Raw genomic sequence first — 12,653 nt, forward strand, 5'->3', positions numbered from 1 at the left:
CTTCCCGTCGATCCTCTCGACGATGATGACTACCCCGCGTACACGATGGGCCGTGCCGCGGAGATGCTCGGTACGACCCCGGCGTTCCTCCGTGTTCTGGGTGAACATCGCTTGATCACCCCGCTGCGGTCCGAGGGCGGTCATCGCCGCTACTCCCGTTACCAGCTGCGCATCGCGGCCCGGGCCCGGGAACTCGTCGACCAGGGCACCGGTGTGGAGGCCGCCTGCCGCATCGTGATCCTCGAAGACCAACTCGAAGAGGCGCTGCGCATCAACGACCAACTGCGCGCCGAGGGCGGCAAGCCTCAGCCGAACACATCAGCCTGATCAGAGATCCGGAACAGGGGCAGTTGGCCGCCGCTGAGAACGCCCCAGGATGGTGCGCACGCGCGAGTCGGCCAAGCGCTCGATCGTGTCCGTGTCGCCCGCCCGCATCTCCTCGGGGATCGTCGCGGGGGTGCTGCAGGCGACCCAGGTGAGCAACTCGTTCGCGCGCTCGTCCACACCGAGGATCACCGGCACGATCAGGGTGGCCGGCACCCCGACCCCGGACGGCGTCCGGCGGATCAGGGGGGAGTGAGGGTGTCGAGTCGGTCGGCGAGGTCGGGGTGGGCGGCGGCCAGGTGGGGACGGGTGGCGGCCAGGGGTCGGATGAGTTCGGCGGGGTCGTTGTGGGAGAGGGCCGCGTGAAGTTCATGGAGCGGACGGCGGGCGGCGGAGGGAAGGTCGGTGAGGGAGGCGATCTGTCCGGCGAGGCGGCGCAGGTCGGCCGCGTGATCGCGGGCCCAGGTGGCGGTGTTGCGGTCGGCGGCCCGGGCCTGGCGAGTGGCCGTCACGCGCTGTTCGCCGGTGGTTCCGGCCGGGCCGGGGCGGCCGCGCAGGTAGCGGCGCTCGGCGGCCTGACGGCTGGCGACGCCCAGGGGAGAGGCGAGGTCGGCCCAGCTGGCACCCGCGTTGCGGGCCGTTTCGATCAGGCCGCTCTCCCATCCGGCGAGCCGCTCACGTACCTGCCGCAGCAGCATCAGCGAGGCGAGGGCCTGCTCCGGGGCCGGCCCGGCGCCGAGGGGGTCGGGGGTCTCGTGCTGGGCGTGACGCAGGGCGCCGTCTATGGCTTCGAGGGCCGCCGCTGCGGCGAGGAACGATGAGGGGCTGTGGGCATCGAAATCCGTGGGGGCCGGCTGGTCGTGTGCGGTCACGGACACCTCCGTGGGGTCGTCATCGCATTGACGACATCGTGTTTGTCATCCATTGGATGACATGCTACAACGGTCTCAGTGAGGCGCATTGGCAGTAACTGCCTGAACCTGCTGGAGGTGTTTTCACGATGTTGATGCGCACTGACCCCTTCCGTGAGCTGGACCGGCTGGCGCAGCAGCTGATGGGCCCGGGCACCTGGTCGAAGCCGTCGGCGATGCCGATGGACGCCTACCGCGAGGGCGACGAGTACGTGGTGGCCTTCGACATCCCCGGCGTCACAGCCGACGCGATCGACATCGACGTCGAGCGGAACATGCTCACCGTCAAGGCCGAGCGGCGTCCGGCGGCGAAGGCCGACGACGTGCAGATGGAACTGTCCGAGCGGCCGCTGGGCGTCTTCTCCCGCCAGCTCGTGCTCGCCGACACCCTCGACACCGAGCACATCGAGGCCGACTACGACGCCGGCGTGCTGACCCTGCGCATCCCGATCGCCGAGCGCGCCAAGCCGCGCAGGATCTCCATCGGCGTCGGGGGCGGACGCAAGGAGATCTCCGGCTGACACCGGCCGGACAGGTGCGGAGGACGGGCACCTGAGCTTCCCTTCACCCCGTTCTCCGCACCCCGTGGGCAGACCGACGACGCGAGAAGGGGCGGCAGCGAGATGACTCTGCGACGTGAGGCGTTCCTCGACCACGTAAGGGAGCGCGGGGAGTACGGCACTGCGGAGGAAGCCGAGCGCGCGGCACGTGTCGTACTCGCCCTGCTCGGCGCGCATCTGGTCGGCGAGGTCCGCGCCCACCTGGCGGCGCGTCTCCCGGAGGGATTCGCCCTGATCCTGCTCAACCCTCTGCAGAGCGCCGAACCACTGTCCCCGGAGCGGTTCGTGCGGGCGACCGCGGCCTGGATCGAGGGCGCCACCGAGCAGACCGCGACCTGGGACGTCAGCGCAGTGCTGTCCACGGTCGCCGACGCGGCCGGCGAGGACCTCCTGGGCCAGATACTGCTCCAGCTCCCCGCCGGCTACGACCTTCTCTTCGGCCGCCCCCAGCCCACCTGACCCCTCTCTCGGTGCCATACACCCGCACCCCTCTACGAAAGGCATTGCACAGCAGTGATGACCGACGTGCGTGTACCGGCCGAACACCAGCAGCCGTACTCGACGGCGTATGAACAGATGCTGGAAAAGGTCCGCTACGAGGGCGCCTACCCCACGCGCGAGCGAGCAGAGGAAGCGGTCCGCCTCGTCCTTGCCGGACTGGGACGCCAGCTGACCGGCGACGAACGCGTCGACCTGGCCGCCTGCCTGCCCCTGGAAGCGGCACGCGTGCTGACCCTGCAGATCCCCGCCCTCCACCCCCTCACCGGGTGGGGTTTCGTCAAGGATCTCGCCGCCCGCACCGGTGGCTCCCTGGCCACCACCCGATGGGACACAGGCTCGGTCTTCTCCGTCGTCGCCGCGCACGCCGGCCCTGACCTGATCACCCGCATCCTCAACCACCTGCCTGGCGGCTACGCCCTGCTGTTCGGCCGTGCCGAACTCACCCAAGCCGCCTAGACACGCCGGTGAAGGGCGGGCGCGGCGACACTGGGTCGTGCCCACGATGCTGTTCGACATTCCGGACGGCGAGTTCGGACACGGGAAAGCGACACGCCGACCGGCGCTCAGCCGGCCGTCCCGGACCGGAAGCGCCACAGGTCGCGCAGCAGCGCGATCTCGGCCATGTGGTGGATGAACTCGATGTTGGCCCCCGCCAGCACGTTGACGTAGGGGTACTCGTCGTCATTGCTGTACGGGTAGGTAGAGAAACCGACCGTGTCGAGCTGCTCCTCGGTGACTGTGGCGACGCTGTCGCGCCAGCGGTCGACCGACGACCAGAACGTCTCGACCGCCACCGCGGCGGAGGGGCTGAAGTCGACCATCAGCTTCGGGTCCCGCCGCCGCTCACCGAAGGTCCACTCCCATGCCCCGGCGAACTGCTGATGCAGGTGCCCGAGCCGCCAGGCGATGGTCGTCACCGGCGCCACGTCGGGCTCGGGTGTGCCGGTGTGGGCGAGGACCTCCCGGACCCGCTCGACACTCACGCTCCAGTCCTCGGCGATCTTCTCGACGGTCATCCCGCCGGCAACCTGCCGCGCCACCTCGGCGTACTCGCTCCCCGGGATTTCGGGGGCCCCGAGGTCCATCACCCACTTGCCGGGTCCGAACGCCCGCGGTGTCTCAGCCTCGTCCCGCCTCCGAATCGACCAGCAGCCGGGGGCCGGCTCCCACAGGTACTCCTCGTCGCCGAGCCCTGACAGCCGTACCCGGGCCGCCTCCCTGACCTGGTCGAACTGCTCCAGCAGTATCCCCAGCCGATCCGTCCGAGCGCCGCCTGTCTCCACACCTGGCTCCCCTCGCGAGTTTGCCCGAAGCTACCGACCACAGGCTGGACACGCGACCGAATTCCGCCGTACAAGGGCAGACCCTGCACCTGCCGCAGTTCCTCGATCACGAGCCCGACCGGCGCACCGCCGGCACTTGGCCGGCTCCGCTCGAACTGCCGGGGCGCCGCCGGCGCAGGACGTGGGCCCGCCGTGCGGCCGGGGAGGAGAGGGGGCGGCCTGCACGGCGTCGCGCTGGAGGCTTCATCTGGCTTGCCTACGGTGTCGCGGGATCGTCGGTGAGGGAGAGGGTCGCGGTGATCCGTTTGCCGACTGGCTCTCGGTGGACGCAGAAGGTCTGGGAGACTGTCATGACGATCTCCAGGCCGTGCTGACCGATCCGGTGCGGGTCGGGTGCCTGGATCGAGGGCTGTGTGGTGCTGCTGTCCCACACGCTGATGTGGACGGCGCCCTCGCTGATCTCCAACTCGAGCAGGCACGGGCCGGGTGCGTATTTGCGGGCGTTGGTGACCAGCTCGCTCACGACCAGCTGCGCCATGCCCATTGCCCGGGCTGACACCGGCAGTGCGTGCTGCGCCTGCACGGTGGTGAGGAAGCGGCGTGCCAGGGCCCTCGCATCGGCGATCTCGGTGCTGTCCTCAAGCGCGACGGACATCGCGATCGGGCGGTCGCCAGGCGGCTCCCGACCCTCATTCTGGGCAGCAGTGTTCAAGGACCCGCCTTCACTTCCGAAGCGCTGGGCAGCATCCACCCTGCTACCCCGGAAATCATGCCTCACCGCCACCCCGCGGAAATCTGTCGCGCAGGCCAGGTAACCGGCCCGGACGGGGTGTGCTGGGGCGCACGGATATCTGTCACGGCGGAGCGAAAATTTCCTGGTCGAGATGGAGTGCCTCTTCAGCGCCGCCGGCCCGGGAAAATTATTTAACGCGCACTACCCGCTGTCGGCGTGCTACTGTCGGTCCTAGTTGCAGTTTTGGTACCCAAAAAACTTCGAGCGCCTGCTGTCGGCCATGGGCCGCGCGGAGCGCTTTGTATTTCCGGTCATCTTCCGGGCAGGGCATCATGGCGGCGACACGGCGTCCGTAGGGTACGGGTTCCGGTGTACTGCCCTAGGGAGACATGACATGGCTGCTGGCACCGTGAAGTGGTTCAACGCGGAAAAGGGCTTCGGCTTCATCGAGCAGGACGGTGGCGGCGCTGACGTGTTCGCCCACTTCTCGAACATTGCCGCCCAGGGCTTCCGTGAGCTTCAGGAGGGCCAGAAGGTCACCTTCGACATTGCGCAGGGCCAGAAGGGTCTGACTGCTGAGAACATCGTCACCGTCTGACGCTGACGCGTATCTTGCAGCTGGGGCCCGCATCCCTTGGGGTGCGGGCCCCAGCTGCACGTGTTTTCCGCGGTGATTTCTCCTGCCGGAACACGACGCTGAGGGGTGCGGCTCCCTCTTGGAGCCCTGCCCCTCGATGCCTAGATCATTTTTCGGACATCCTCTTTATGTCGCGTCGACACGGATTTGCCGTGCGCTGAATTCGCTCTGAATTTCATTCGGTCTGTGCCTGTGATTACCCCGGCTGCTTACGCGCGGGGATTTTCCGACGCGTGCCGTTTCAAGGAAGGTTCTGCATGAACCCCACACGTACGAACAGCCGCTCCTCCCGGACCAGCCGGTCCGGCGCTCCCGTTTTCGGCTCCGGGGCCGGGTCGACCCGGGGCAGCCGCTTCGGTTCGTCGTCCGCCCCGGGCCGCTCGGGAGCTCCCCGTAGCTCCGACGGTCTGGGCCCGCGGTCCGCCGCGGTGCGGGGGGAGTTCGCCCTGCCGAAGACGATCACCCCGGCCCTCCCCGCCGTCGAGGTGTTCTCCGGCCTGGAGATGCCCAGGACCCTGCACGCGGCGCTCACCGCGCAGGGCGTGTCCGTGCCGTTCCCGATCCAGGGGGCGACGCTGCCGAACTCGTTGGCGGGCCGTGACGTGCTGGGCCGTGGCCGCACCGGTTCCGGCAAGACCCTCGCCTTCGGTCTGGCCCTGCTGGCCCGCACCGCCGGCCGGCGCGCCGAGCCCCGTCGGCCGCTTGCGCTCGTCCTTGTCCCCACCAGGGAGCTTGCGCAACAGGTCACCGACGCGCTCACCCCGTACGCCCGCGCCGTGCGGCTGCGCCTGGCCGCCGTCGTCGGCGGGATGCCGGTCGGCCGGCAGGCGAACGCGCTGCGCGACGGCGCCGAAGTCGTCGTCGCCACCCCCGGCCGTCTGCAGGATCTCATCGACCGGGGCGACTGCCGGCTGGACGAGGTCGCGGTCACGGTCCTGGACGAGGCCGACCAGATGGCCGACATGGGCTTTCTGCCGCAGGTCACCGGACTTCTGGACCAAGTACGCCCCGGGGGCCAGCGGATGCTGTTCTCCGCGACTTTGGACCGCAACGTCGACCTGTTGGTCCGCCGCTACCTCCACGACCCCGTCGTCCACTCCGTGGACCCCTCCCAGGGCGCCGTTTCCACGATGAAGCACCACGTCCTGCACGTGGCCGGCCCCGACAAGCAGCGGCTGACGACGGAGATCGCGGCGCGCGAGGGCCGGGTGATCCTGTTCCTGGACACCAAGCACGCCGTGGACCGCCTCACCTAAGAACTCCTCGGCTCCGGTGTCCGGGCGGCCGCCCTGCACGGCGGGAAGTCTCAGCCACAGCGCACTCGCACACTCGCGCAGTTCAAGACCGGGCAGGTGACCGTCCCGGTCGCAACGAACGTCGCGGCGCGTGGCATCCACGTCGACCACCTCGACCTCGTCGTCAACGTGGACCCGCCGACCGACCACAAGGACTACCTCCACCGCGGCGGCCGGACCGCGCGAGCCGGCCAGTCCGGAAGCGTCGTCACCCTGGTCACACCCCAGCAGCGCCGTGGCATGAACCGCCTCATGCGGGACGCCGGTATCGTGCCCGAGACCACCCAGGTCCGCTCGGGTGAAGCGGAGCTGAACCGGATCACCGGCGCCCAGGCCCCCTCCGGCATCCCGGTCACCATCACGGCGCCGATGTCCGAACGCCCCAAGCGCACCTCCTCCTCCCGAGGCCGCCGCGGTCCCGCCTCGGCCGCCCGGCGCGGCGGCCTGCGCCGTCCCGCCTACGCCACCTCGGCCTGAGAACCACGTGACCCGGAAGCTCATCCACCTGTGCAGGAGGCATGTCATGACGCTGGTCCGGATGCAGTCCCGAACCACAAGCGGCAACGCCGTGCGGAGCGCGGCCGATCCTGTATATGAGGCCGGGCCTCAGGTCTGGGAGGCGATGACGGTCGAGGTGGCGCTGTCCGTCATGGCCGCCGCTCGCACGGCGCACCTCCTCGTCTGCGACGAGGACGCCCGCTGCACAGGCATCGTCACCCGGGCCCGGCTCACCGCCGTGCGGGACAGTGGCGTGTACACCGACCAGGTCCGCCTGCGCGACATCGTCGGCGACAGGGCAGCCTTCGCCACCCACTGACCGCGGTCACCGCCCCGAGCGGACGACGCGCCACCGGCAGCTCGCGGCCCTGCCCGTTGTCGACGGCCGCAGCGACATCTTGGGGCGTCCTCTCCCTCTCCCGCTCAACCGTGCTGCCCGCGGTCGGGTTCCGGCCGCTCTTCCTTTCCCCCTCTTCCTGTGAGGCATCATGCGCTGTGTCATCGCTCGCTTCCCGTTCGACCTGACCAGGAACGGCGTGCTGGAAACGATGAAGGGCGTCAAGCCCGAGCCTGTCGTCGGCGACTGCGTGATCGTCGGCCGCCGTACCTACCCGGCCAAACAGGTGGGCCGGCTTGTCACTCGGCAAGATCCGCGCGACTTCACCGCGGGCGAGGTCCTGCGGGCCATGACCCAGCTCGGCTTCACCTGCCGCACCCTTCCCAAGGCCGCGACCGCGAGGGTCGTCGATCCGCTCCGGCGGCCTTCCATGATGCCCGGCGCCCCTGTGTCAGCCTGACTCGGAAGCCGCCGATGCGGTTCCCGCTCGCGAGGGAACGCCTCGTGGAGCGCGGTTTCCTCGTTCATCAGGTGGGCGTCATGCCGCCGACCAGGGATTCACCTTCGCCGACCCGGTCGCCGTCGACCCGTGCCCCGTTCCGAGTGACACGTCCGCCCGGTTCCGGGTCCACAGCCGCACCAGGACGCCCCCACATCCTTGAGCGCCTGGTCGTCGCGGCCGACTGCGCCCCGCCGCCCAGATCGGCCTGGGAGGTGCAGGGCGAGGAACTCTCCACCGGGCCCAGTCGTCCCGGGTTCGGCCTCTGGGTGCATAGCGACCACCGCGTTGACGAACGCCGCTGTCCAGAGCGTGCCGGCCACGGGTCCAGCGGTCGCAGGTGCGGCTGAACACCACCTTGCGCGCCGCGCCGCCCAAGCCGTTCCCGCGTACGGGCATCGCCCGCCGACATGGAGAGTGGCTGAGGGCGACAGCCTGCATCCCTTTTTGTTCGAGAAGGATGTTGGCCTGTTTCGACACCAGCGTTGTAGGCCGTCGGGTGGAGGGTCCCCGTTTTGTGCGTGTTCCCTCTTTAACCTGGGCGGTAGCAGTCGAAAGGAGGCCGTTATGTCGGACAAGTCGATGGGCTCGCTGGGAACGGAGATGCGGGAAGTCACATTCCCGGACCAGTCCCGCGGGATCATCCTGGTGCAGGCGGGGACCCCGCAGGACGAGGCTGATGAGATGGCCGCACGCGTGTGGGCCGGCCTGCCCAAAAGCTAGGGCCGCGAGAGAGAATCTGGAGCAGGCTCTCGAGGTGGCGCAGAGCGGACAACGGCGGTTGGGGACAGCTCGATCCGGCGCTCCTCACTACGCTCGCCGCCGGCATCCTTCTTCCGGCAGCCTCCTCGGTGAATCTCCGGATTCGGGCGTCATGCGGCAGTGCGGGAGCGCCGGCCAGACGTGCGAGCGTCTGATTCCAGAACACCACCGCGAGACCGGTCGCAGACGGCTGGAAAAGGGCTCTGCCAAGGCGGGTGCTGGCAGGACTACCCGCAGGGAGGCGAACGGTCTGCGCGCAGTTCGGACTGGGTGGATGGACCGCAGCCGCGAGATCGCCGACTTCCTGCGCGCCCCCCGGGCATGGATCAGCCCCGAGTCGGCCGGGCTGCCCGCCGACGGGCGCACCGCCGTGTCCCGGTTCTGCGCCGCGAGGAAGCCGCCCGGCTGGCGGGTGTGAGCACCGAGTACTACACCCACCTCGAACAGGGCCGGGCCGCGCGCCCCTCACCCGAGGTGGCTGATGCCCTGGCTCGTGCGCTGCGCCTGGACGCCACAGAAGGCGAGCACCTCACCGACCTCCTGGTCCGCCCCGGCGCGCGCCGGGCGCCGGTCAGTCCGCAGCGGGTCCGCCAGGGACTGCACCTGCTGCCGCGGACCCTGGACCACATGCCGGCCTATGTCATCGGGCGCCCGACCGACGTCCTGACCTCCAACCGGCTGGCCCGCGCCGTCCTCACCGACTTCGACGCACTGCCCGTCCCGTGCCGGAATCTGGCCCGCTACTCCTTCGTTGACCCCCAGGCCCGCGAACGCGTCGGTGGCTGGGAGCAGGTTGCGTGCGAGACCGTGGCCATGCTGCGCCTGGAGGCGGGCCGCTGTCCCGGGCATCGCCGACTGGCCGACCCGATCGGCGAACTGAACCTGAAATCAACGGAGTTCGGCACCTGGTGGAACGATCGCCGCGTGCTGCGCCACACCCGCGGCACCCGGCACTACCGGCACCCTCTCGTCAGCGAACCTCAGTTCACGTACGAGTCGAGGCCAGCCGCGCGCCGGATCACCGTCCAGCAGGACTCTGAACGACAACCGAGCCTCGGTGTCACGACGACCTCGGCGCCGTGGCGCAACGCACTCGTCTGCCTGTCGACGGGCCGCCCACGGGGGGGCGAACCGGGGCGGAGTGCAATCCCTGGCCGGTCCATCGTCCGACCCCCGGACGGTTCCCGGTTGCCCGTCCCTGCCTGCCGGAGGCGGCTGGCGGAAGCGGTGCGGGTCTGACGGGGCAGCGGTTCTTGAAGAATTCTCCTCGCGTATCGAGGAATTCTGTCTGGCGGCGATGGTCACACGAGGATTCGCAGGAATGGGTCTGAGGGAAAATCCGGGCCTCGCCACGGTGGAGCGGGCGACGGCCGGCGGTCCGGGAGATCCGGAAGCGGTAAATAAATGAGCTGGGGCCCGCGCCTCAAGGCGCGGACCCCAGCCACATCACGTGCGAACCACTGGCTCGCGACGAGTCGTGCAAGTGTCAGGCGGGAACGATGTTCTCAGCCTGCGGGCCCTTCTGGCCCTGCGTGACGTCGAAGCTTACCTTCTGGCCTTCCTGAAGCTCGCGGAAGCCACCGTTGCTGATGATGTTCGAGTAGTGCGCGAACACGTCAGCGCCGCCACCATCCTGCTCGATGAAGCCGAAGCCCTTTTCCGCGTTGAACCACTTCACGGTGCCAGATGCCATATCAAATCTCCCTTGAGGGGCAGTGCCGGACTCCGCACTCTGCGAAGCCGAGTCGCCGCGATGATTACCCCTCCGGAAATAACCGGAAAGCTCTGTAAAGAACCCGGAAAGCTCTGTAAAGAGAAAATCTTTGGCAACCGAAACTGCAACAAGTCTCACGTTAACACAGGTCGGGCGGGGCGGTCATATGTATTCAGCGGCGTCCGGTAAATTGCCTCTCGCGCCAGGGTGGATTTCTGTAGCGGCGGGACTAGGTATCTGTGCCGTACTCGCCGGCTCCGGTGTCTTTCCCGTTTCGGATGCAGGGCGTCGTCGAGATGGTCCTCAAGTGAAAGGATGCGGCACGCGGCCTCGGCGGGGTGCGCTGGTCGACCAGTCCACGGGTGGTGGCGGCATTGCGCAACTGCCGGTGGCCGTACAGGCGGTGGCCGCTCTCCGAAGGCACAGGAGCGAGCGGTCCGACATCCTCGACGGCCCGGTGGCAGCCGGGAGTGGTATCGGGACGCGGCGAGGGCTTCGGTGTGCCTGGTCACTGGTCTCCGAAGGATCCCGGCGCCATCCGTGTCGTGCGACGACCCGGCCTCGGCAGGAGCGGAGATGCGGGCTCGCCGTGACGGACCTCCTCTTCTCCCCGCGCGCCGCGCTCATCTCGCGGAGCTGCGCGGTTCCACCGTCAGACCGGCTGCGAACGCTAGCGATGCGGCGGCCCGCTCGGTCGCCTCCGGCGGCACGATCACAAGGTCCCAGCGCCCGTGTCCGGGCGCCAAGAGGGGGACGGTCACGCGGTTCGCAGGCCTGGGTTCGCCGCGACCGGATCGGTCGTTCGTCCTTCCCAAGCGTCCTGTGCGCTGGCGTACGTGGGGAAACGGTCGAGGAGACCGGTGCGGCAAAAGACCAGGTCCCTCCTGCGGCCGCCGCGGACGATGCGCAGCCGGCCGTTCCGGGCGCGGCAGTCTTACCAGGCACCACACAGTGGCGTCAGGATGCTGCAGTGGGGGAGCACGTGTCCAGATCCGGTTCCAACAGCTCTACGAGCGGGGGAGGTTCCAGCTCCAGCGGATCGCGGAGTGGCCACCAGGCCCCGTCCAACGGGCCATGGCTGACGCCCGGGGTGAGGGCCGAGCGGGGCGTGGGCATGCGCTACGTGTGCGGGTCTGCCGAGGAAGCGCCCTCGGACGGCGTTCGGCTGGGTTCCATCGTGCGGTCCGGTCCGGGAGCCGTCCAGGCGACTGCCCGATTCGTCACTCCGCCGGGAACGGCACCGCTGACCGCGCTGCGCGAAAAGCTCTCGGCGAGGGTGATGCGATGTCCAGTCCACGCCGATCAGGCCGTCGTCGGTCAGACAGGCGCAGGCGGCGGAGAGGTCGTCATCGGGCAGCACCGATCCGTTGACCTGCGGGCGGTTGCGCTCGACGGCCCGTTACAGGCACCGCAGGACCGCCCACCGCCCCGGTCGGTCTTGCGTCGGCAGAGTTTCGTCGCAGCTGTCGTTCTCCCGCTCTGACGGCCGTGTGGGAGATGCAGGTGATGGCGGATCGCGAGAATCCGGGTCACACCTCGTCGGAGTGTGCCTGTGTCTGTTCTGTCGAGGTGCTGGTCGCGAGCCAGGACTGTGCGGGTTCCGCCGCCTGAGCGGTGTCGAGGGTGATGTGGAGCCGGGTCCCTCCTGCGTGGTCCGCGGGATAGCTGCGCTGTTCGGTCGAGGCGAAGCAGCGTCGGAGCACTTCCGCGACGCGCCGAGCGACCTCTGGCGTCGCGGCCACGATGCGAACCTCGGCGTGGCCTTCGGTGGGAACAGGCTCGTGCTTCATGCGGACCTCCTGGCAGGTGAGAGTACGACCGCGACCGGGGTCGCAGGCTGGCTCCCGTCGACGGTGCGGGCTTGCGGCGCGTGACCACGGGCCCCCTGCTGAAGGGTATGCCGAGCGCGGGACCCGCGTGCCACGACCGCCCCCTCGCGGAATGCCGTAACTCTTCCGGAAGGGAATGTCGCAGTCGCCGCGGTCCTCCGCTCCACCGTGGCGGCCGGGCCGCGAGCACGGAGGTGACTCCGAGGGCATGCCGCGCACCGACTTCGACGCCGGTACCGCTCTTGGCGATCAGCGATGCCGGGTGGGGATTGGCCCGCCCGCGGCAGGGTCCGATCCATGAGCGCACGCATCCTCCTCCCGACGACCTCGAACCTTCCCGTGTCTCCGTCGGCGTCGCGCAGGGCGGGAACGCGGAGGAGGGGGGCCGGGCAAAGGGGGAGAGGGGGAGAGGGGATCCACGCCCCGCGAGTCGACATCTCCGTCCGTGGACACGCCGCCAGGTCGAGGACCGGCTGCGGGAGCTGGGCGACTGGTAAGCGGAGTCCTCCGGTGGCGGCCCCTGGGGGTGGGACGAGGCGCGTGCCGCCTTCCCGCCCCGGGGGTGACGCCAAGCCGCAGACGGCACACGACTGTGCTGTTCCGGGCCGATCTCAGCGAGGACTGCTGTACGGGAAGCGGGGGCGCCCGTTGGAGTCGGCACTCTTCCTGGAGTGCCTGGGGCAGAACGGGAGGGACCTTGCGTGGAGGAAAGCTGTCGTGGCTGTAGTAGACATTGGGTGGTCGTAGGCTTAGTGTCGTCTTCGTAGCCA

General features: G+C 69.3%; 17 protein-coding genes and 1 pseudogene. 12 read left to right on the top strand and 6 right to left on the bottom strand.

Annotated features, from left to right (window positions below):
- Together ACIRQ9_RS39995 and ACIRQ9_RS40000 are read left to right on the top strand one after the other, a co-directional pair.
- The coding region (locus ACIRQ9_RS39995) for a MerR family transcriptional regulator (protein ID WP_404185515.1) at window positions 1-327 on the top strand (327 nt) is incomplete at its 5' end.
- A gap of 49 nt (window positions 328-376) precedes the next feature.
- Window positions 377-580, top strand: a complete 204-nt coding sequence (locus tag ACIRQ9_RS40000) for a hypothetical protein (protein WP_404185609.1) — start codon at window positions 377-379, stop codon at window positions 578-580.
- On the opposite strand, the gene ACIRQ9_RS40005 is transcribed toward ACIRQ9_RS40000, so the two are convergent.
- Window positions 567-1,196 carry a type III effector protein gene (locus ACIRQ9_RS40005; protein WP_404185612.1) on the bottom strand — a complete coding sequence of 210 codons (630 nt, stop codon included), beginning with the start codon at window positions 1,194-1,196 and terminating at the stop codon, window positions 567-569. The two genes, ACIRQ9_RS40000 and ACIRQ9_RS40005, sit on opposite strands and share 14 nt — an antisense overlap.
- Before the next feature lie 128 nt (window positions 1,197-1,324).
- On the opposite strand from ACIRQ9_RS40005, the gene ACIRQ9_RS40010 reads away from it, so the two are divergent.
- The 3 genes from ACIRQ9_RS40010 (at window position 1,325) to ACIRQ9_RS40020 (ending at window position 2,752) form a co-directional block, all read left to right on the top strand.
- Entirely contained in the window at window positions 1,325-1,756 is a 432-nt protein-coding gene (locus tag ACIRQ9_RS40010) for an Hsp20/alpha crystallin family protein (RefSeq protein WP_404185614.1), read from the top strand.
- Window positions 1,757-1,858: 102 nt separating this feature from the next.
- Window positions 1,859-2,254, top strand: a complete 396-nt coding sequence (locus ACIRQ9_RS40015; RefSeq protein WP_404185617.1) for a DUF2267 domain-containing protein — start codon at window positions 1,859-1,861, stop codon at window positions 2,252-2,254.
- Window positions 2,255-2,311: 57 nt separating this feature from the next.
- Window positions 2,312-2,752 (top strand): DUF2267 domain-containing protein, encoded by a 441-nt coding sequence (locus ACIRQ9_RS40020; RefSeq protein ID WP_404185620.1) that lies wholly within the window; start codon window positions 2,312-2,314, stop codon window positions 2,750-2,752.
- Between the two features lie 107 nt (window positions 2,753-2,859).
- On the opposite strand, the gene ACIRQ9_RS40025 is transcribed toward ACIRQ9_RS40020, so the two are convergent.
- Both ACIRQ9_RS40025 and ACIRQ9_RS40030 read right to left on the bottom strand, forming a co-directional pair.
- Window positions 2,860-3,579 carry a DinB family protein gene (locus ACIRQ9_RS40025; RefSeq protein ID WP_404185623.1) on the bottom strand — a complete coding sequence of 240 codons (720 nt, stop codon included), beginning with the start codon at window positions 3,577-3,579 and terminating at the stop codon, window positions 2,860-2,862.
- Between the two features lie 256 nt (window positions 3,580-3,835).
- Window positions 3,836-4,234: an ATP-binding protein gene (locus tag ACIRQ9_RS40030; RefSeq protein ID WP_404185626.1), complete on the bottom strand. Its 399-nt coding sequence runs from the start codon at window positions 4,232-4,234 to the stop codon at window positions 3,836-3,838.
- A gap of 472 nt (window positions 4,235-4,706) precedes the next feature.
- Between ACIRQ9_RS40030 and ACIRQ9_RS40035 the strand changes: the two genes are divergently transcribed.
- From ACIRQ9_RS40035 to ACIRQ9_RS40065, 7 genes and pseudogenes are all read left to right on the top strand, one after another.
- Entirely contained in the window at window positions 4,707-4,910 is a 204-nt protein-coding gene (locus ACIRQ9_RS40035) for a cold-shock protein (RefSeq protein ID WP_404185629.1), read from the top strand.
- Between the two features lie 296 nt (window positions 4,911-5,206).
- A pseudogene (locus ACIRQ9_RS40040) lies at window positions 5,207-6,721 on the top strand (DEAD/DEAH box helicase).
- A 145-nt stretch (window positions 6,722-6,866) separates the two neighbouring features.
- Window positions 6,867-7,061, top strand: coding sequence for a CBS domain-containing protein (locus ACIRQ9_RS40045; RefSeq protein WP_404185631.1), 195 nt, complete (start codon window positions 6,867-6,869; stop codon window positions 7,059-7,061).
- Window positions 7,062-7,230: 169 nt separating this feature from the next.
- Window positions 7,231-7,539, top strand: a complete 309-nt coding sequence (locus ACIRQ9_RS40050; protein WP_404185633.1) for an SCO5918 family protein — start codon at window positions 7,231-7,233, stop codon at window positions 7,537-7,539.
- 606 nt (window positions 7,540-8,145) lie between these two features.
- Window positions 8,146-8,301, top strand: coding sequence for a hypothetical protein (locus tag ACIRQ9_RS40055; protein ID WP_404185635.1), 156 nt, complete (start codon window positions 8,146-8,148; stop codon window positions 8,299-8,301).
- A 313-nt stretch (window positions 8,302-8,614) separates the two neighbouring features.
- On the top strand, window positions 8,615-8,758 hold the full coding sequence (locus ACIRQ9_RS40060) for a hypothetical protein (RefSeq protein ID WP_404185645.1): 144 nt from the start codon (window positions 8,615-8,617) through the stop codon (window positions 8,756-8,758).
- Window positions 8,746-9,579 carry a helix-turn-helix transcriptional regulator gene (locus ACIRQ9_RS40065; protein WP_404185642.1) on the top strand — a complete coding sequence of 278 codons (834 nt, stop codon included), beginning with the start codon at window positions 8,746-8,748 and terminating at the stop codon, window positions 9,577-9,579. The genes ACIRQ9_RS40060 and ACIRQ9_RS40065 overlap by 13 nt, the downstream gene beginning before the upstream one ends.
- Window positions 9,580-9,826: 247 nt before the next feature.
- On the opposite strand, the gene ACIRQ9_RS40070 is transcribed toward ACIRQ9_RS40065, so the two are convergent.
- The 3 genes from ACIRQ9_RS40070 to ACIRQ9_RS40080 form a co-directional block, all read right to left on the bottom strand.
- Window positions 9,827-10,033 carry a cold-shock protein gene (locus ACIRQ9_RS40070; protein ID WP_067116135.1) on the bottom strand — a complete coding sequence of 69 codons (207 nt, stop codon included), beginning with the start codon at window positions 10,031-10,033 and terminating at the stop codon, window positions 9,827-9,829.
- A gap of 978 nt (window positions 10,034-11,011) precedes the next feature.
- Window positions 11,012-11,170 carry a DUF5994 family protein gene (locus ACIRQ9_RS40075; protein WP_404185637.1) on the bottom strand — a complete coding sequence of 53 codons (159 nt, stop codon included), beginning with the start codon at window positions 11,168-11,170 and terminating at the stop codon, window positions 11,012-11,014.
- A 413-nt stretch (window positions 11,171-11,583) separates the two neighbouring features.
- Window positions 11,584-11,844: a hypothetical protein gene (locus tag ACIRQ9_RS40080; RefSeq protein WP_404185639.1), complete on the bottom strand. Its 261-nt coding sequence runs from the start codon at window positions 11,842-11,844 to the stop codon at window positions 11,584-11,586.
- Window positions 11,845-12,653 lie beyond the last annotated feature (809 nt).

This window comes from Streptomyces sp. NPDC101237 (genome assembly GCF_044767465.1).
Taxonomy (GTDB): domain Bacteria; phylum Actinomycetota; class Actinomycetes; order Streptomycetales; family Streptomycetaceae; genus Streptomyces; species Streptomyces gramineus.